The sequence below is a fragment of the Streptomyces sp. NPDC093225 genome (assembly GCF_044753805.1).
Lineage (GTDB): Bacteria > Actinomycetota > Actinomycetes > Streptomycetales > Streptomycetaceae > Streptomyces.
On sequence record NZ_JBIVNX010000005.1, the window covers coordinates 202,934 to 220,460 of the forward strand.

At 76.4% G+C, this 17,527-nt stretch carries 14 protein-coding genes; 6 read left to right on the forward strand and 8 right to left on the reverse strand.

Annotation, left to right across the window (positions count from 1 at the left end; translation table 11 throughout):
• The first annotated feature begins 98 nt into the window (after window positions 1-98).
• Window positions 99-977: an SDR family NAD(P)-dependent oxidoreductase gene (locus tag ACIQCH_RS07860; protein ID WP_402579076.1), complete on the forward strand. Its 879-nt coding sequence runs from the start codon at window positions 99-101 to the stop codon at window positions 975-977.
• 87 nt (window positions 978-1,064) lie between these two features.
• Here the strand turns inward: ACIQCH_RS07860 and ACIQCH_RS07865 are convergent, their stop codons facing one another.
• The gene (locus tag ACIQCH_RS07865; RefSeq protein ID WP_402579078.1) at window positions 1,065-2,147 is read right to left on the reverse strand and encodes a glutathione S-transferase family protein; all 1,083 of its coding nucleotides are present in this window, start codon (window positions 2,145-2,147) and stop codon (window positions 1,065-1,067) included.
• A 169-nt stretch (window positions 2,148-2,316) separates the two neighbouring features.
• Entirely contained in the window at window positions 2,317-3,930 is a 1,614-nt protein-coding gene (locus ACIQCH_RS07870; protein ID WP_402579080.1) for a DEAD/DEAH box helicase, read from the reverse strand.
• 216 nt (window positions 3,931-4,146) lie between these two features.
• Between ACIQCH_RS07870 and ACIQCH_RS07875 the strand changes: the two genes are divergently transcribed.
• The 3 genes from ACIQCH_RS07875 to ACIQCH_RS07885 all read left to right on the forward strand — a co-directional run bounded on the left by ACIQCH_RS07875 (window position 4,147) and on the right by ACIQCH_RS07885 (window position 7,034).
• Window positions 4,147-4,455 (forward strand): hypothetical protein, encoded by a 309-nt coding sequence (locus ACIQCH_RS07875; RefSeq protein WP_402579082.1) that lies wholly within the window; start codon window positions 4,147-4,149, stop codon window positions 4,453-4,455.
• A 181-nt stretch (window positions 4,456-4,636) separates the two neighbouring features.
• On the forward strand, window positions 4,637-6,013 hold the full coding sequence (locus ACIQCH_RS07880; protein ID WP_402579084.1) for a cryptochrome/photolyase family protein: 1,377 nt from the start codon (window positions 4,637-4,639) through the stop codon (window positions 6,011-6,013).
• Window positions 6,014-6,437: 424 nt separating this feature from the next.
• Window positions 6,438-7,034 carry a sigma-70 family RNA polymerase sigma factor gene (locus ACIQCH_RS07885; RefSeq protein WP_402579169.1) on the forward strand — a complete coding sequence of 199 codons (597 nt, stop codon included), beginning with the start codon at window positions 6,438-6,440 and terminating at the stop codon, window positions 7,032-7,034.
• Here the strand turns inward: ACIQCH_RS07885 and ACIQCH_RS07890 are convergent.
• Complete coding sequence (locus ACIQCH_RS07890) at window positions 6,998-8,146, reverse strand: MerR family transcriptional regulator (RefSeq protein WP_402579086.1); 1,149 nt, start codon at window positions 8,144-8,146, stop codon at window positions 6,998-7,000. The genes ACIQCH_RS07885 and ACIQCH_RS07890 overlap by 37 nt on opposite strands.
• 165 nt (window positions 8,147-8,311) lie before the next feature.
• On the opposite strand from ACIQCH_RS07890, the gene ACIQCH_RS07895 reads away from it, so the two are divergent.
• Window positions 8,312-9,979, forward strand: a complete 1,668-nt coding sequence (locus ACIQCH_RS07895; protein WP_402579088.1) for an AMP-binding protein — start codon at window positions 8,312-8,314, stop codon at window positions 9,977-9,979.
• A gap of 91 nt (window positions 9,980-10,070) precedes the next feature.
• Here ACIQCH_RS07895 and ACIQCH_RS07900 read toward each other — a convergent pair whose 3' ends face one another.
• From ACIQCH_RS07900 to ACIQCH_RS07920, 5 genes are all read right to left on the reverse strand, one after another.
• Entirely contained in the window at window positions 10,071-12,650 is a 2,580-nt protein-coding gene (locus ACIQCH_RS07900; RefSeq protein ID WP_402579090.1) for an ABC transporter permease, read from the reverse strand.
• A gap of 50 nt (window positions 12,651-12,700) precedes the next feature.
• On the reverse strand, window positions 12,701-13,504 hold the full coding sequence (locus ACIQCH_RS07905) for an ABC transporter ATP-binding protein (RefSeq protein WP_402579092.1): 804 nt from the start codon (window positions 13,502-13,504) through the stop codon (window positions 12,701-12,703).
• A gap of 205 nt (window positions 13,505-13,709) precedes the next feature.
• Entirely contained in the window at window positions 13,710-14,381 is a 672-nt protein-coding gene (locus tag ACIQCH_RS07910; RefSeq protein ID WP_402579094.1) for a response regulator, read from the reverse strand.
• On the reverse strand, window positions 14,378-16,042 hold the full coding sequence (locus ACIQCH_RS07915) for a sensor histidine kinase (RefSeq protein ID WP_402579096.1): 1,665 nt from the start codon (window positions 16,040-16,042) through the stop codon (window positions 14,378-14,380). The genes ACIQCH_RS07910 and ACIQCH_RS07915 overlap by 4 nt, the downstream gene beginning before the upstream one ends.
• A gap of 187 nt (window positions 16,043-16,229) precedes the next feature.
• Window positions 16,230-16,394 (reverse strand): hypothetical protein, encoded by a 165-nt coding sequence (locus ACIQCH_RS07920; RefSeq protein WP_402579098.1) that lies wholly within the window; start codon window positions 16,392-16,394, stop codon window positions 16,230-16,232.
• Window positions 16,395-16,580: 186 nt separating this feature from the next.
• Here ACIQCH_RS07920 and ACIQCH_RS07925 point away from each other — a divergent pair, with 186 nt between their 5' ends.
• Window positions 16,581-17,462, forward strand: coding sequence for a DUF817 domain-containing protein (locus tag ACIQCH_RS07925; protein WP_402579100.1), 882 nt, complete (start codon window positions 16,581-16,583; stop codon window positions 17,460-17,462).
• The last annotated feature ends 65 nt before the right edge of the window (window positions 17,463-17,527 follow it).

Below are 17,527 nucleotides of genomic sequence, written 5' to 3' on the forward strand. Positions count from 1 at the left end.
GGGCTTGCGTGCACACGCACACATCTCTATGGTGTGTGCGTGTGCACGCAAACAATGTGTGCCGTATTTGATCGCATGTGACTGGAATGAGGCCACCCATGAGCGCGACGACCGGGACCACCCGCTCCACCGAGACCACCGACCAGATCGTCCTGATCACCGGAGCGTCCTCCGGGATCGGCCTGGCGGCGGCCGTGGCCGCGGCCGGTGCCGGCTGGACGACCGTGGCGACCATGCGCAACCTGGTCAATGCCGACGCGCTGCGCGCGGCCGCCGCCGAGGCCGGCGTCGCCGACCGGGTCCACATCAAGAAGCTGGACGTGACGGACGAGGCGGCGGCCGTGGCCTGCATCGCCGAGGTCGTCGCCGAGTACGGCCGCCTCGACGCCGTGGTCAACAACGCGGGCGCCGGCCACGTCGCCACCATCGAGCAGGGCACCCTCGAGGACGTCCGCGCCACCATGGAGGTGAACTTCTTCGGCGTCGTCGCCGTGACCCGCGCCGCCCTCCCGCACCTGCGCGCCTCCCGGGGCCGGCTGATCAGCGTCACCAGCGTCGGCGGCGTGATCGGCCAGCCCTTCAACGAGGCCTACTGCGCCGCCAAGTTCGCCGTCGAGGGCTTCATGGAGGCGCTCGCCCCGGTCGCGGCGACGGTCGGCGTCCGCGTGAGCGTGGTGGAGCCGGGCGCGGTGGCCAGCGAGTTCGTCACCAACATCGGCCTCGACGTGCCGGCGATGGTCGAGGCGGCGGGCCCGTACGGACAGGCCCTGCACGGCTACGTCGACCACGCCATGAAGTCCTTCAGCACGCCCCAGACCCCGCAGGAGGCGGCCGCCCCGATCGTCGCTGCGCTGACGGCGGACGAGCCGGCCTTCCGCATCCAGACCTCCGACTGGGCGCGGGAGTTCGTCGGCACCAAGCTCGCCGATCTGGACGGCTCCGCGGTCGTCGGCATGACGGCGGGCTGGCTCGGCTGACGGCTGACGGCTGACGGCTGACGGCTGACGGCTGACGGCGGCCCGGGGCGCGTCGGCGCACGGACCACCGGCGGGCCGCGCCGGGGGTCACCGGCGGGCCGGCCGGCCCGCGACCGCGGCGGGCACCCGGTCGGCCCCGGTGCCCGGCACGCCGGCCGAGCCCAGGCCCCACGGGGTGTGGGCGGCCGGTACAGCCTCCCCGGGGGCCACCGGTCCCGGCGGGCCGCCGTCCCCGAAGGGCCGTCCGCCCAGCGCGCCGCGGCCGTGCGGGACCAGCCAGTCCGACAGGTCCGGACCCGCGGGCACGATGCCCGTCGGGTTGATGTCGGAGTGCACCACGTAGTAGTGCCGTTTGATGTGGTCGAAGTCCACGGTGTCGCCGAAGCCCGGGGTCTGGAACAGGTCCCGCGCGTAGGCCCACAGCACCGGCATCTCGCTCAGCTTGTGCGCGTTGCACTTGAAGTGGCCGTGGTACACGGCGTCGAAGCGCACCAGCGTCATGAAGAGCCGTACGTCCGCCTCGGTGATCGTGTCGCCGACCAGGTAGCGCGACCCCGCGAGCCGGTCCGACAGCCGGTGGAGCCGGGCGAACAGCGCGGCGTACGCCTCGGCGTACGCGGACTGCGAGCCGGCGAACCCGGCCCGGTAGACGCCGTTGTTCACGTCCTCGTACACCACCGCGTTCACCGCGTCGATCTCGGACCGCAGCGCGGGCGGGTACAGGGCCGGAGCACCGGGCCTGTGGTGCGCGGCCCACTCCAGCGAGAGGTCGATCGTGAGCTGCGCGAAGTCGTTGGTCACGACCTCGCCGGTCGTCGTGTCCACGACCGCCGGCACCGTGATGCCCCGGTCGTAGCCCGGGTCGCGGGCGAGGTAGGCCTCCCGGAGGCGCGCGATCCCGAGCACCGGGTCCCGTCCGCCGGGATCGAGGTCGAACGTCCAGCTGCGCTCGTCGTGGACCGGCCCGGCGATGGCCATGGGCAGCGCCCGCTCCAGGCCGAGGAGGCGCCGCACGGTCACCGCGCGGCTCGCCCAGGGGCAGGCGCGGCTGACCACGAGCCGGTAGCGGCCGGCCTCCACGGGGAAGCCGTCGCGCCCGTCCGCGGTGACGCGGGTGGTGAGGTAGCGGCTGTCGCGGGTGAAGCCTTCACCCTGGTGTACGTAGCTCATGTCCCCGCGGCTACCCGCATGGGCCGGGCCGACGCGGGCGCGGGCGCATCGGGGCCACGGGCGGCGTGCGCGGGGCCGGAGGGCCGCCGGTGCCGGTGACCCGCCCCTGGTCCCGGCGCGTGCGGCGTACCCGGCGGGGTGCGCGGGTCGCGCGTCCCCCTCCCGGAGCTCAGCGGCCCTTGCGGACCCGGGCGGCCTTCCGCGCGTCGGCCAGCTGCCGAGCCTCGGCGGACTTGCGCGACTGCCCGCCCGAACGGCCGCCGCCGCTGCCCATGCCTCGGAAGGGCACCTTGCGGGCCCGGTCCGACTCCGCGTCGCGACCGCCCGCACCGGGAGCGGATCCCGAACCGGACCCGGGGCCCGCACCCGAACCGGCGCCCCTGGCGGGCTCCGCGCCCCGGCCGCGGCCCGCCGGCCGGCCGGACCCGCCGGCCGCCCCCGGGGTCCCGTCGCCGCCGAGGCCCTTCGCGGGACCGGCCGCCGGCGCGGCCGCGTCGCCGGCCTCCGGAAGGCTCCGCGCGCCGGTGATCCGGGCCAGCTCGGGCTCGCCCGGACGGACCGGCGTGACCACGGCCCGGATCCCCGCCGCCGTCAGCATGCGGTTCAGGTCGCGCCGCTGGCCCGGCGTGACGAGGGTGACCACGCTGCCGCCCGCCCCGGCGCGCGCGGTGCGGCCGCCGCGGTGCACGTAGTCCTTGGGGTCCGTGGGCGCGTCCACGTTGACGACGAGCTCCAGCGCCTCGACGTGCAGGCCCCGGGCCGCCACGTCGGTCGCCACCAGCACGTTCACCGCGCCGGTCCGGAACTGCTCGAGGGTGTGGGTGCGCAGCGGCTGCGACTTCCCGCTGTGCAGCGCGGCCGCCTTGACGCCGGCGGCCCGCAGCTCGCGGGTGAACCGGTCCACGCCGGCCTTCGAGGCCAGGAACATCAGCACCCGGCCCTCACGGGCCGCGATCTGCGCGGCCACGACGTACTTCTCCGTCGTCTGGACCTGGAGGAGGTGGTGCTCCACCGCCTCCGCGCCGTCCACCGGGACGTCGTCCGCCCCGTCGACCGCGGCGAGGACGGAGTCGACCAGGTACCGCTGCACCAGGCCGTCGACCTCGCCGTCGAGGGTGGCCGAGAACAGCATCCGCTGGCCGTCGGGGCGCACCTGGTCGAGGAGCCGCGTCACCTGGGGGCCGAAGCCCATGTCGCACATCCGGTCCGCCTCGTCCAGGACCGTGATCCGTACGGCGTCGAGGGCGCAGTCCCGGCGGTCGACCAGGTCGGCCAGTCGGCCCGGGGTGGCGATGACCACCTCGGCGCCGGCCCGCAGCTCCTTGGCCTGCTGCCCGATGGACAGGCCGCCCACCACGGTCGCCACCCGGACGCCGAGCGCCCGGGCGTGCGGTGCCAGCGCGTCGGCGACCTGCTGCGCGAGCTCCCGGGTCGGTACGAGGACCAGGGCGTGCGGCCGCTTCGCCGCCGCCGCGCGGCGCGCGGCCGTCCGGGCGAGCAGCGGGAGGCCGAAGGCCAGGGTCTTGCCGGATCCGGTCCGGGCCCGGCCCAGTACGTCGTGGCCGGCCAGCCCGGCGGGCAGCGCGGCCGCCTGGACGGGGAACGGCCGGGTCACGCCGAGGCCGGTCAGGGACTCCAGGAGCGCCGCCGGCAGCCCCAGGTCGGCGAACGACACGGATTCCGCCCCGTCCGCTGCCTCGGCACCTGCGGCGACGCCGTCGACGTCGACGGGCGTGGCCTCGGTGGCGCCGGAGTCGTCGGCGGCTGACGCGTGCGCGTTCATGGGGGAACCTTCCTGCGGGTTGCGGCCGAAACGCATCGGGGCCCGTACCCCCTGGGTACGGGCCCCGATGGTCGAAGCGTGCCGCCATTTTACCAGCGCGCGGCCCGCCCCCGACCCGCACGGCAGCCCCGGCGCCGCCCCGCGAGCCGCCGCCTCGTCCGGCCCGGCCGGCCCCCGGCCACCGGCGGCGTCCGGGGCACCGTGTTGGATGGGCGCATGGCGAGGCGACACAAGAAGGCGAAGCCCCCGTTCCCGATGCCCACGGGGCTCCTCCTCCTGGAGACCGCCGGCGGCTGGCGCCACGCGATCCGGACCCGGGACGGCGGATCGCTGTGCGGGCGCCTGGCGGACGTACCGGTCGGCGCCGCGCCCGAGGAGGCGCGCCGCGCCGCCGCCGCGATGCTGACGGAGCTCGTCCACGACGTCCACGGCGCCCGCGTCGAGGTCGTGTGGGAACCGCCCGCCGAGCCCGGCTCGTGGACGGCCCTGGTACGGCCGGCCGGCCCCTCCGCGCAGGGCTCCTGAGGGGGGCGCCGCGTCCGGAATTCCTCCCGCACGGGTGCATCCGCCGGCGGGTCGGGCGCCGAAGACAGGGACGGAACCGCCAGTGACGCGCCCGCCCGGCGCCCGCACCGTCCCGCCCGCACCCGCCGGGGCGGGCCGGTGCCGTGCCCGGGTGGGCCCCCGCCCGCCCAGGAGTGGCGCCATGAACGTCTCGCTCGTCCTGTTCACCTCGGACCTCCGGCTGCACGACCATCCGCCGCTGCGCGCCGCCCTCGACTCCGCGCAGGAGGTCGTCCCCCTGTTCGTCCGCGACCCCGCCGTCGACAAGGCCGGGTTCGCCGCCCCCAACCGGCTCGCCTTCCTCGCCGACTGCCTCGGCGACCTCGACGCGGGCCTGCACGAGCGCGGGGGCCGGCTGGTCGTCCGTAGCGGCGACACGGTGGCCGAGGTCGTCCGCGTCGTACGCGAGGCCGAGGCCGACACCGTGCACATGGCCGCCGGGTGCAGCGCCTTCGCCCGCCACCGCGAGGAGCGGCTGCGGCGCGCCCTCGAAGCCGAGGGGCGGCGGCTGTACGTCCACGACGGCGTCGTCACCGCCCTGCCGCCCGGGGCGGTGACCCCGAGCGGCTCGGACCACTTCGCCGTCTTCACGCCGTACCACCGGCGGTGGTCCGCGCAGGTCCTGCGCACCCCGCTCGCGGCGCCGCGCAGGATCCGGGTCCCCGCGCACGTACCGTCCGATCCGCTCCCCGACCGCGGCGCGGTCCCCGCCGTGTCCGAGGGGCTGGCGGCGGGGGGCGAGCGGGAGGGCCGCAAGGCGCTCACGGCGTGGCTCGCCCGCCACGCCGACGCGTACGAGGAGCGCCACGACGACCTGGCCGGTGACGCCACCTCCCGGCTCTCCCCGTACCTGCACTTCGGCGCGCTGTCCGCGGCCGAGCTGGTGCACCGGGCCCGCGCGCGGGGCGGGCCCGGCGCCGAGGCGTTCGTACGGCAGCTGTGCTGGCGGGACTTCCACCACCAGGTGCTCGCCGCGCGCCCGGAAACCGCCGCCGAGGACTACCGGCCACGGCACGACCACTGGCGCCGGGGCCGGGACGCCGAGGCGGACCTGCGGGCGTGGCGGGCGGGCCGGACCGGCTACCCGGTGGTCGACGCGGCGATGCGCCAGCTCGCGCACGAGGGCTGGATGCACAACCGGGGCCGGTTGCTGGCGGCCTCGTTCCTCGCCAAGACGCTGTACGTGGACTGGCGCGAGGGCGCCCGCCACTTCCTCGACCTCCTCGTGGACGGGGACGTGGCGAACAACCAGCTGAACTGGCAGTGGGTGGCGGGCACGGGCACCGACACCCGCCCGAACCGGGTCCTCAACCCCGTGCTGCAGGGCAAGCGGTACGACCCGTACGGCGCGTACGTCCGCCGCTGGGTGCCCGAACTGGCCGACGTACCGGTGCGGTTCGTGCACGAGCCGTGGAAGATGCCCGCCCCGGACCGGGCCGCGTGCGCGGACTACCCGCAACCGGTGGTGGAACTGGGGGACGGTCTGGCCCGCTTCCGGGCGGCGCGGGGCGGGGCGTGAGCGGTCGCCCCGCACCAAACGGTGCACGAACGGTGCGAGTGGTGGGGGTCCGTCCCCGCCCCGGAGGCTGAGGGGGCCGGGGCCCGACCGCCCGCGGGCCCCGGCGACGTCCCGTCCGCAGCCCCGCGCCCGCCCGGGGCCCGGCAGAGGAAGAGCAACCGCCATGCCCGCCCCGGCAGCCGCCCCACCGCGCACCCGCGTGCCGAACCCCGCCCCGCCCCGGACCGACGCCCTGCCCCGGACCGACGCCCTGCCCCGGACCGACGCCCCGCCCCGGACCGACGCGCGGCCCGGGACCGTCGGGCCGACGTCCGGGCCCGCGCCGACGTCCGCCTGTGGCTCGACGTCCGCCTGCGGGCCGACGTCCTCCGCCGGTGGAGCCACCGCCGGCCCCGTCCCCACCGACGACGACCTCGGAGCGGGGCTGCTGCGGGATGACGAGCACTGTCTCGGCGAGGCGTACCGCCGCTGGGGCGGCCTGGTCCATGCCCTCGCCGCCCGCGCCCTCGGCGACGCGCGCGAGGCCGAGGACGTCACCCAGCAGGTCTTCCTCGCCGCCTGGCGCGGCCGCGCCGGCTACCGGCCCGAACGCGGCCCGCTCGCCGGCTGGCTGGTCGGGATCGCCCGCAAGAAGACCGCCGACGCGCTCTCCGCCCGGACCCGGCGCAACGCCCTGCTCGTCGCTGCGACCGCCGCGCACCTCACCGAAGCCGGCCCCACCGGCACGGACCACGGCGGACCGGACGCCGTGCTCGACCGCCTGACGCTCGACCGGGAGCTGGCCCGGCTGCCGTACGAGCAGCGGCGCGTCCTCGCCCTCGCCTACCTCTGCGACCTGACGCAGGTCCAGGTCGCCCAGCACACCGGCCTGCCGCTCGGCACCGTCAAGAGCCACGTCCGGCGCGGCCTCGGCCGGCTCCGCCGCGGCCTGGAACCCGCCGCACGGGACGGCTCCGCGCCCTCGGGAGGGACCGGCGACGCGCCTCAGCGCCCGGCGCCCGACGGGCCGCCCGAAGGGTAGAGGCGGCCCAGGACGTCGAGGGCCTCGCCCAGCGAGGCGGGGCGGGCCATCCCCGGATCCGGTGTCCGGCCCGCCCAGCCCGGCCCCGCGAGGAGCACCACCGGCCGGGTCCGGGCCCCGCGCACGCCGAACCCGCCGGCGGCCACGGCCCGGGCCAGCGCCCGGCTCGCGGTGGAACGCGCCTGGGACCACAGCACCACGGCCGCCGGCCCGGTCCGCCGCACGGCGGCGTCCAGCGCCTCCGCCGGCACGGCGGCCCCGAACATCCGGGCCGGCAGCCCGCGTTCGGTCAGGCCCGCCGCGAGGGCCTCCAGCGCCAGGGTGTGCTGCTCGGACGGTACGCAGGCCAGGAGGACCGGTGCGGCCCCGCCCCCGCCCCCGTACCCGTTCCCGGCACCGGGCCCCCGCCCGGGGCCGTCACCGGCACCGTCCTCACCGGTCCGCGTGACCGGTCGTGGCCGGGACGCCGCCCGCCGCAGGGCGGTCGAGACGTGCCAGGACAGCAGGTGCTCGACCTCCACGTACCGGTCGCCGGCGGTCTCCCACTTGCGTCCCACCGCGTGCAGCGTCGGGGCCATGACCTCCTCCCACGCGGTCACCAGACCGTGCCGCGCCACGACGCCGTGCAGCAGTTCGTCCAGGGCCGGCGCGTCCAGCCGTACCGCCGCCCGGGCCAGACCGCGGCACTCCTGCCGCACGTCACCCGGGACGAGCCCGCCCGCGCCCCCGCCCCGGCGCTCCGACCCGGTGCCGGTACCCCGTCCATCACCGGTACGCCGGACGCCACCGGGACCGGCCGCGTCACGGGCGTCGCCGACGTCCGCGTCACCGGCACCGCCGACGTCCCCGGACCCGGACCCGGCACCGGGCGCCGACCGCCCGCCGAGCGCGGCCCGGGCCGCCTCCGCCGGCGGCACGCCGGACGCGGTGAGCCGGCACATCTCCTCCAGCTCCGCGATGTCGCGGGGCGTCCACCTGCGGTGCCGGCCCTCCTGCCGCACGGCGGCCGGACCGATGCCGTAGCGGCGCTCCCACGAACGCAGGGTCGTGGGCGACACGCCGAGGAGCCGTGCCACGGCCCCGGTGGTGATCCCGTACGCGGAGTCGGCCATGCGGCGATGGTACGACGCACGAGCGATGCGACCGGGAGACGAGCGCCGAACCCCTCCCGCACCGGCCCCCCGCCTGCAAGGATCACGGCGGGACCGCCCGCCCACCCCGCGCGGCGGCCGCCGCCCCGCACGTGCCCGAACCCGACTCCGACAGGGAGACACCGCGTGTCCGAGCAGCCCACCACCCCCCGGTCCACCGCACCGGTCGAGCCCAGCTACGCCTCCGGCACCTCGGCGGCGCCGTTGCTCGGTGACACGATCGGGGCGAACTTCGACCGCACCGCCGCCCGCTTCCCCGACCGCGACGCGCTCGTGGACCGGGCGGCCGGGCGCCGGTGGACGTACGCGCAGCTGGCCGCCGACGTGAACGCCCTCGCCCTCGGGCTGCTGGAACTGGGCGTCGTACGCGGCGACCGCGTCGGCATCTGGGCGCCCAACCGCGCCGAGTGGACGATCACCCAGTACGCCACCGCCAAGATCGGCGCGATCCTCGTCACGGTCAACCCGGCCTACCGGGCGCACGAACTCGAGTACGTGCTGGGTCAGTCGGGGATGCGGATGCTGGTGGCCGCCGAGCGCTTCAAGTCCTCCCACTACGCCGCGATGATCGAGGAGGTCCGGCCCCGCTGCCCGGACCTGGAGTTCGTCACGCTGCTCGACGGCCCCGAGTGGGACAAGCTGCTCGACCGCGGCCGGACCGCCCCGGATCCGGAGCGACTGGCCCGGGCCCAGGCCGAGTTGGGCCCGGACGACGCGGTGAACATCCAGTACACCTCCGGCACCACGGGCTTCCCCAAGGGCGCCACCCTCTCCCACCACAACATCCTCAACAACGGCTATTTCGTGGGCGAGCTGCTGCACTACACCGAGCACGACCGGGTGTGCATCCCGGTGCCCTTCTACCACTGCTTCGGGATGGTCATGGGGAACCTCGCCTGCACCAGTCACGGCGCGGCCATGGTGATCCCGGCGCCGTCCTTCGAGCCGGCCGCCACCCTGGCCGCCGTCGAGGCGGAGTCGTGCACGTCGCTGTACGGGGTGCCGACGATGTTCATCGCCGAGCTGGCCGAGCCGTCGTTCGACTCCTACGACCTGTCCAGCCTCCGGACCGGAATCATGGCCGGCTCGCCCTGCCCCGTGGAGGTGATGCGCCAGGTGATCGACCGGATGGGGATGGCGGAGGTGTCGATCTGCTACGGGATGACGGAGACCTCGCCGGTCTCGACGCAGACCCGGGTGGACGACTCCGTCGAGCGCCGGGTCTCCACGGTCGGGCGGGTCGGCCCCCACCTGGAGGTCAAGGTGGTCGATCCGGGAACCGGCCGGACCGTGCCGCGCGGGGTCCCGGGCGAACTGTGCACCCGGGGCTACTCGGTGATGCTCGGCTACTGGGCGGACCCCGCGCAGACCGCGGAGGCGGTGGACGCCGGCCGCTGGATGCACACCGGCGACCTGGCCGTGATGGACGCGGACGGGTACCTGAGCATCACCGGCCGGATCAAGGACATGGTGATCCGGGGCGGCGAGAACCTCTACCCGCGCGAGATCGAGGAGTTCCTGCACGGTCATCCGGACGTCCTCGACGTCCAGGTCATCGGCGTGCCCGACGCCACGTACGGCGAGGAGCTGATGGCCTGGATCCGGATGCGCGAGGGCGCCGCCCCCCTGACGGCGGACGACGTCCGGGCCTACTGCACCGGCAGGCTCGCCCACTTCAAGATCCCGCGCTACGTGCACGTGGTCGAGGAGTTCCCGATGACCGTCACGGGCAAGGTGCGCAAGGTCGAGATGCGCGAGCGCGCGGCCGACATCCTGGCCTCCGGGGACCGGTGACGGCTCCGGTGCCCCGCCCAGGTCCGTACGGGGGCGGGGCACCGGAGCCGAGCCGGCCCGGCGGGCCGAGCGGGTGCGGACGTGATGCGGGTCAGGAGGCGGCCACGGCCCGCAGCGGGCCGAGCGCCGCGGCCCGCCGGGCGGGCAGTGCCGCGGCCGCGGCACCGACGGCCAGGGAGGCGGCGACGACCAGGGCGAGCGTGCCCCAGGGGACGGCGAACGCGTACTGCGGAACGGCCCCGTTGGCGAGACCGCTGACCCGCCACGCCCCGAACAGGCCGGCCGCCAGGCCCAGCAGCGTGCCGTAGCCGGCGACGGCCAGGGACTCCAGGCGGATCATGCGGCGGACACCGGCGCGGTCCAGGCCGATCGCGCGCAGGACCCCGATCTCCCGGGTGCGTTCGGAAACCGACATGGCCAGCGTGTTCACCATGCCGAGTGCGGAGATGACCACGCCGACGGCGAGCAGCCCGAAGACCATGGTGATCAGGTCGCCGGCGACCCCGGCCTGTTCCCGGACGAGCTGGGCCCGGTCCTGGACCTTCAGCAGGGGGCTGTGGTCGACGGCGGCCCGCAGCCGCCGCGCCAGGTCCGCGGATCCGGCGCCGGTGGCGGCGTCGGCGCGCACCAGGACGCGCTGGACGGACCCGCGCACGAAGCCGTACCGCTGGACGTCACCGCGGTCGGCCAGCACGTCCCGTGCGGTCGGGTTGTCCTCGTACACGCCGACGACGGTGTAGGTCCGGTCCCGGTCGCCGTCGCCCTGGCCGGGGCCGATGCCGGCCCGGATCCGGCTGCCCGTGCCGATCCGGTTCTCGCGGGCGAAGCCGGTGGACACCGCGATCCGGCCCGGTCCGACGTCCGCGGCGGAGCCGCTGGTGAAGCGGAGCCGCATGACGTCCCCCACGGTCCTCGGGTCGACCCCCGAGACCTCCCGGGCGAGCGCGCCGGTGGAGAGGGTGGAGTCCGCGACGGCGGACGCGGTCGCGACACCGGGCACGGCGGCGACCCGCCGGACGGCGGCCGCGTCGATGGCAGTGGTGGCGTTGCGGGTGCTGATGACGAAGTCGGCGCTCAGACCGGCGGCCGCCTGGGCGTCCAGGGCCCGGGCGGAGGAGTGGTCGATCACGGCCAGTCCGGAGACCAGCGCGGTGCTGATCATCAGGGCCACCGCGGTGGCGGCCGTACGCCGCGGATCCCGCAGCGCGTTGTCCCGAGCGAGGCCGCCCACGATCCCCGACCGGGCGGTGAACCGGCCGAACAGGCGGATCACCGGGCCCGCCAGCAGCGGGGCCAGCACGATCAGACCGGTCACGAGGACCCCGCAACCCAGCAGTGCGGTACGGAGGTTGTCGTCCGAGGCGTCCTTCGCGCCGCCCAACGAGAGCAGCAGACCGGCCCCGAGGACGAGCAGCGCCGCGCCGATCGCGCCCCGCAGCCGGGACGGCGCCGCGGCCGGCGGCAGGCCGGCGGAGCGCATGGCGGCGACGGGCGCGATCCGGGCGGCCCGGCGGGACGGCAACCACGCGGCCAGGACGGTGACGCCGACGCCGACGGCGAGGGAGGCCGACGCCGGGGCCGGGCCGATCACGAGGGGCCCCCGCGGCAGCAGGTCGTCACCGGTGCCGAGGACGTCCGGCAGCACGGTGGCGACGCCGAGCCCGAGGACGAACCCCAGGGCGGAGGCGATGAGGCCGACCAGGGCGGCCTCGGCCAGCACCGAGCGGACCACCTGGCGGCGGGTGGCGCCGACGGCGCGGAGCAGCGCGATCTCCCGGGAGCGGCGGGTGACGAGCATGCCGAAGGTGTTGATGATCAGGAACGAGCCGATGAAGAGCGACACCACGGCGAAGACCAGCGGCAGCCTGGCGTAGCTGCTCGTCCTGGTGTCGACGTACACCGACTGCTGGTTCGCCAGCGCGGTCGCGGTGACCGCCTCCGCGCGGCCGGCCGGCAGCAGCGGGCCGACCCGCTCGGCGAGTTCGACCGGGTAGGTCCCCGGGGCGGCGGACAGGTCGATCCCGGTGTACCCGCCCGGGGCGTCGAACAGCCTCCGGGCGGTGGACCTGTCGAACACCGCGAGGGTGCCGCCCGAGGTGACACGGGTGTCGTGCGTGCCGACCAGGCCGACCAGCCGCATCCGCAGGACCGGGCCGTCGCCGGCCAGCGTGACGGTGTCGCCCAGGGCGTACCCGCCGGCCGTCGCGCTGCCGCGGTCCAGGGCCACCTCGCCGGCCGAGCGCGGCGCCCGGCCGGCGGTCAGCGGGTGGCGGGGGTCGGTGCCGTCGGCGCCGGGGAGGTACCCGGCCGCCAGCCTGCCCATGGCGTCGTCGGCGCGCAGGGGCTCGCCGTCCTTGGCGGCCAGGGTGACGGAGCCGTCGAGGACCGGACGGGCGACGGCGACCCCGGGCACGGCGGCGAGCCGGGCCACGAGGGCGTCGTCGAGGGGGGAGCGGCGCCGGTCCGCCGGGGCACCGGGCGGGTACGTCGGCTCGATGACGACCGCGATGCCGGCGTAGTCCTTCGCGAGGGAGGCGCGGTAGGCGGCGGTGGTGGAGTCGGCGAAGACGAGCGAGCCGGAGATGAACGCGACCCCGAGGCAGACCGCGAGGACGGTCATGGCCAGACGGGCCTTGTGCGCGAGGACGTTGCGCAGGGCTGTTCGCAGCATGGTGGGCTTTCGGAGGCTGGAGGAGTACGGGCGGACGGCGACCGGCGCGGTCAGGAGGCGCGGCCCTGGGCGTCGAACGCGAGCATCCGGTCCAGGACGGCACCGGAGGTCGGTTCGTACAGCTCGTCCACCAGGCGGCCGTCGGCGAGGAACACCACCCGGTCGGCGTGGGCGGCGGCCACCGGGTCGTGGGTGACCATCACGACGGTCTGGCCGAGCTCCCGCACGGAGTCGCGCAGGAAGCCGAGCACCTCGGCGCCGGCACGGGAGTCGAGGTTCCCGGTCGGCTCGTCCGCGAACACGATCTCCGGGCGGGAGACCAGGGCCCGCGCCACGGCGACGCGCTGCTGCTGGCCGCCCGAGAGCTGGGCGGGGCGGTGCGCGAGCCGGCCCGCGAGTCCGACGGTGGCGACGACGGTGTCCAGCCAGGCGGTGTCGGGCCGACGCCCGGCCAGCCGCAGCGGCAGCGTGATGTTCTCCAGGGCCGTGAGGGTGGGCAGCAGGTTGAAGCCCTGGAACACGAACCCGACCTTCTCCCGCCGCAGTCGCGTGAGTTGACGGTCGTTCAGGGCCGACAGCTCGACGCCGCCGATCCGGGCCGAGCCGGAACTCACCGTGTCCAGGCCCGCCATGCAGTGCATCAGCGTGGACTTGCCCGAGCCGGAGGGCCCCATGACGGCGGTGAACCGGCCCCGGGCGAAGTCCACCGACACGGCGTCCAGCGCGGTCACCCCGGTCTCGCCCTTCCCGTACGTCTTGGTCAGGCCCGACGCGCGGGCGGCCGGCTCCACGGGCGCGGGGACGGCTCCGCCGGAGGCGCCGGCTGCGCGGGGGGAGGGGAAGGTCTGCGACATGGGTGCTCCGCCTGGGTTGCGAGGGCCCGCGCACGGTGCCGCGGGCCTGGGGACGCATCCATCCTCACTGCGCTGAACTGCGGAAACATCGCCCCGGAGGCGGTAGTCGGACTCTGCCGAAAGGGCAGTCCCGGCCCGCCGGGCTCTGCCGAAGGACAGAGGCGGGGCGGCGTGCACCGGCCCCGGAGCCGGGCCCGACCGGGCGTCAGGTGGCCAGGCCGGTCCGGTGGGCCAGCAGAGCGGCCTGGACCCTGCTCGCCGAGCCGGTCTTGTCCAGGATCGCGCCCACGTGCGTCTTCACCGTGCCGGTCCCGATGCCCAGCCGCGTGGCGATGTCCTGGTTCGACAGTCCCTCGCCCAGCATCGCCAGCACCTCCCGCTCGCGGCCGGTGAGCCGGGCGATGCGCTCGTCCGGGCCCGCGCCGCCGACCGGGTCGGCGGCGCGCAGCATCCGGGAGATCACGGCCCCGGTGACGCCGGGGGAGAGCACGGCGTCACCGGCCGCGGCCGCCCGTACCGCGCTGATCAGCTCCTGCGGTCCCTCGTCCTTCAGCAGGAAGCCCGTGGCCCCTTCGCGCAGGGCCCGCACGACGTTGTCGTCGTCGCCGAAGGTCGTCAGCATCACCACCCGCGGCGCGGGATCGAGCGCCAGCAGCGGCGCGATCGCGGCCAGCCCGTCGCAGACCGGCATGCGGACGTCCAGCAGCACCACGTCGGGGTGGTGCTCGGCGGCCAGTTCGACGGCGCGCCGGCCGTCCGGGGCCTCGGCGACGACGTCGATGCCCTCGGCGTGCCGGAGGATCAGACGGACGCCGGTCCGGATCATGGTCTCGTCGTCGGCGAGCAGGACGCGGATCGGCCGCGCGGACTCGGTCACGGGGTCTCCCAGGGTGCGGCGTCCCGGACCGACGGGACGGTGAAGCGGTCGATGGCGATGAGCCGCTGCGCGGCGTCGAAGCAGTAGCGGGCCACGGTCAGGCCGCCGGGGCGGGCCTCGGTGGCGCCGGTGAACGGGTAGACGCAGCCGGCCGTGCCGGCGGGCCGGGGCGGTTCGTGACCGGTGGCCGCGGCCCGGACCGCCGCGTTGTCCAGGACACCGGACCCCCTCACCTCGTCGTAGGTCATGCCGACCCGGGGGAGCGGGGGCGGCCCGGCCTCCTGGTGCGGGGCGGTGGCGTACACGAAGGCGGCCCCGAGGGCCATGAGCACCGACAGCGCGCCCAGGCCGAGGGCGAGCGTGAGCAGGTGCGCGGTACGGCGCCGCGGTGCGGGCCCGCCGTGGTCGGCGTCCGCACCGTCCCGGCCGACCGCCCCGTACGGATCCGCCGGCCCGGCGCCCGGGCGGTCCGTCGGCACGGACGGGCGGTCGGCCGGCCCGGCGGGGGCGTCGCCGGGCTCGGTCGGCAGCCGGGCGTCCACGAGGAACCCGCCGGTCGGCAGCGGGGCGGCCGCGAAGGTCCCGCCCAGCAGTTCCACCCGCTCCCGCAGGCCGGTCAGCCCGCGGCCGGTGCCCACGCTCCCGGCGGGTGCCGCGGCCGCGGGGGGCGTGGCGCCGTTGCGGACGGAGATCCGTACGGTCTCGTCGTCGTGCGCCACCACCACGGTGACGTGGGCGGTGCTCGCATAGCGGTGGACGTTCGTCAGGGCCTCCCGCACCACCCGGTGCACGGCGCGCCGTACCGGCGCCGGCCGCGCGTCGAGGTCCGGGCCCGTCCAGTCCAGGCGCACCGCGACGCCGCCGTCCCGGGACCCGGCCACCAGCGCCTCGACGTCGGCCCGGGTGCCGGTGGCGGGGGTGAGCGCCTCGGACCCGGTGTCGCGGCCGAGCGGGCCGAGCACGCCCAGGGCCTGGCGCAGCTCCCGCATCGCGTCGCGCGTGGTCCGCCGGACGAGGACGGCCTCCTCGCGCAGCTCCGGGTCGGCCCCGGCCAGGGCCAGTTCCAGCCCGCCGGCGTGCAGGGAGATCAGGCTGAGCCGGTGGCCCACCAGGTCGTGCATCTCCGCGGCGATCCGCGACCGCTCGTGGATGCGGGCCTCGCTGTCGGCCAGCCGCCGGGCCCGTTCCGCCGCGTCCCCGCGCTCGCGCAGCGCGCGCACCAGCCGCCGCTGCTGCCCGTCCGCCGTGCCGACGAGCCCCGGGACGATCACGGCGGTCGGCGTGAGGACCAGGCCCAGCGCCAGCCCGTACGCGACGGAGCCCGGGCCGAGCCAGGGCGCGGACACCGTCGCGGCCACCACGACCAGGGCCCCGGCGGCGGCCAGCAGGCGGGCGCGCCGGCGCGCCCGTGCCGTACGCCGTGCCGTGCCGTACGCCGTCGCCGCGGTGACCGGACCGACGCAGAACGCCAGACCGGTGAGCACGGCCAGCACGAGCGGCACGGCCGTCGGGAACCGGCGCCGCAGCGGGAAGAGCGCGCCGCCGACGGCGAGCGCCGGCAGCTGCAGGTACACGTGCGGCAGGAGCCCGAGGTGCCCGACCGCGGCCCACACCCCCAGCCCCGCGCCCACCGCCCCGACCGTCCCGGCCAGGGAACGCACGACGCCCCGGAACGGTCGGGGCGGCGCCGGACGCGGGAGGGGACGGGGGAGGAGACGAGCACGATCCACGCCGACCAGTATCGATGCCGCGATCCCGCCGGGCGTGCGCCTGCGGACCGATCCGACCTCTGCCGAAAGGCAGAGGACGTCCCGGGTCCCCTCTGCCGGAGGTCGGAGTCGTCCGCGGTCAGCCGTGGCAGGCCGGGAGGAACTCCAGGCCCTCGGGGGTGCCGTAGCGGAGGACCGCGAGGTAGGCCTTGGGGACGTCGCAGCCGACGTCCATCCACTGGTAGGCGAACACGCTCCAGACGACGGCGGCGGCCACGAGCAGCCAGCGGGTGGTCTTCGACATGGGGGGATGCTGTCCACGTGGGCACGGAGGAGTCCGTTCCGTCCCGATCGTGGCCGAAACCCGCTCCGGGGCGGCGCGGACGCGGGGTCGGCGGCGCCGGGCGGGGACGGTGTACGGGGGTCGGCGGCGCCGGGCGGGGACGGCGTGCGGCGCAACCGGGCGGGCCGGTGGGCCGTCATGACCTGCATGGGGACGACCGGAACGGGGATCGGGGCGGCGGCCGGTGCGTGGGGGCGGCAGCTGCTGCTCTTCGGGTGGACGCAGGTGCGCTGCTGCCTCTTCGCCGCCGCGCTCTTCTGCGGCATGGCCGCTTCCACCCTCCTCCCGCCGCTGCCGGTGGCGCGGTACGACCTGCTGCTCGCGTACGGGATCCTGCTGACCGCCGGCTTCCTCGTGCTCCGCTGGGAGACCCGGGGCGAGGCCGCGGTGATCGCCCTCTGCCACCTGCTCGGGCTGCTCTTCGAGCTGGTCAAGGTCCGGGTGGGCTCGTGGAGCTATCCCGAGGACGCGCTCACCAAGGTCGCCGGGGTGCCGCTGTACGGCGGGTTCATGTACGCGGCCGTCGGCAGCTACGTCTGCCGCGCCTGGCGGCTGTTCGACCTCGGCCTGACCGGCTACCGGCCCCGCGCGACCGCCGCGGTGGCCGCGGCCCTCTACGCCAACTTCCTCACCCACCACTGGTTCACCGACCTCCGCTGGGTGCTCGGCGCGCTGCTGCTCGCGGTGACGGCCGGCACGTGGGTGACGTACCGGGTGGGGGAGCGCCGGCACCGGATGCCGTTGGCCGTGGCCTTCGCGCTGATCGGGTTCTTCCTGTGGGTGGCCGAGAACGTCGCCACCTACCTGGGCGCCTGGACGTACCCTTCGCAGGCGGTGGCCTGGCAGCCGGTGGCCCTGTCCAAGTGGCTCTCGTGGGGGCTGCTGATCAGCGTCACCTTCGTGCTCTCCCGACCGCGCCGCACGGCCCGACGCCCGGTCGGACACACGAACGCACGCGTGAGCGCGGGCCCGAGCGCGGGCGCGACGGCGGGCAGGACGGGCGGTCGGACCGCGCGCACGGGACTGTAGCAGCCTTGCGGGGTACCGCCCGGATGTTTGTCCGATGGTGATGCACTTGCCGCGCGGCCACCGGA

What these genes read in the sequence shown, in the direction of transcription:
- ACIQCH_RS07860 (WP_402579076.1), top strand. Translation starts at nt 99, where the DNA reads ATGAGCGCGACGACCGGGACCACCCGCTCCACCGAGACCACCGACCAG.
- ACIQCH_RS07865 (WP_402579078.1), bottom strand. Translation starts at nt 2,147, where the DNA reads ATGAGCTACGTACACCAGGGTGAAGGCTTCACCCGCGACAGCCGCTAC.
- ACIQCH_RS07870 (WP_402579080.1), bottom strand. Translation starts at nt 3,930, where the DNA reads ATGAACGCGCACGCGTCAGCCGCCGACGACTCCGGCGCCACCGAGGCC.
- ACIQCH_RS07875 (WP_402579082.1), top strand. Translation starts at nt 4,147, where the DNA reads ATGGCGAGGCGACACAAGAAGGCGAAGCCCCCGTTCCCGATGCCCACG.
- ACIQCH_RS07880 (WP_402579084.1), top strand. Translation starts at nt 4,637, where the DNA reads ATGAACGTCTCGCTCGTCCTGTTCACCTCGGACCTCCGGCTGCACGAC.
- ACIQCH_RS07890 (WP_402579086.1), bottom strand. Translation starts at nt 8,146, where the DNA reads ATGGCCGACTCCGCGTACGGGATCACCACCGGGGCCGTGGCACGGCTC.
- ACIQCH_RS07900 (WP_402579090.1), bottom strand. Translation starts at nt 12,650, where the DNA reads ATGCTGCGAACAGCCCTGCGCAACGTCCTCGCGCACAAGGCCCGTCTG.
- ACIQCH_RS07905 (WP_402579092.1), bottom strand. Translation starts at nt 13,504, where the DNA reads ATGTCGCAGACCTTCCCCTCCCCCCGCGCAGCCGGCGCCTCCGGCGGA.
- ACIQCH_RS07920 (WP_402579098.1), bottom strand. Translation starts at nt 16,394, where the DNA reads ATGTCGAAGACCACCCGCTGGCTGCTCGTGGCCGCCGCCGTCGTCTGG.
- ACIQCH_RS07925 (WP_402579100.1), top strand. Translation starts at nt 16,581, where the DNA reads ATGGGGACGACCGGAACGGGGATCGGGGCGGCGGCCGGTGCGTGGGGG.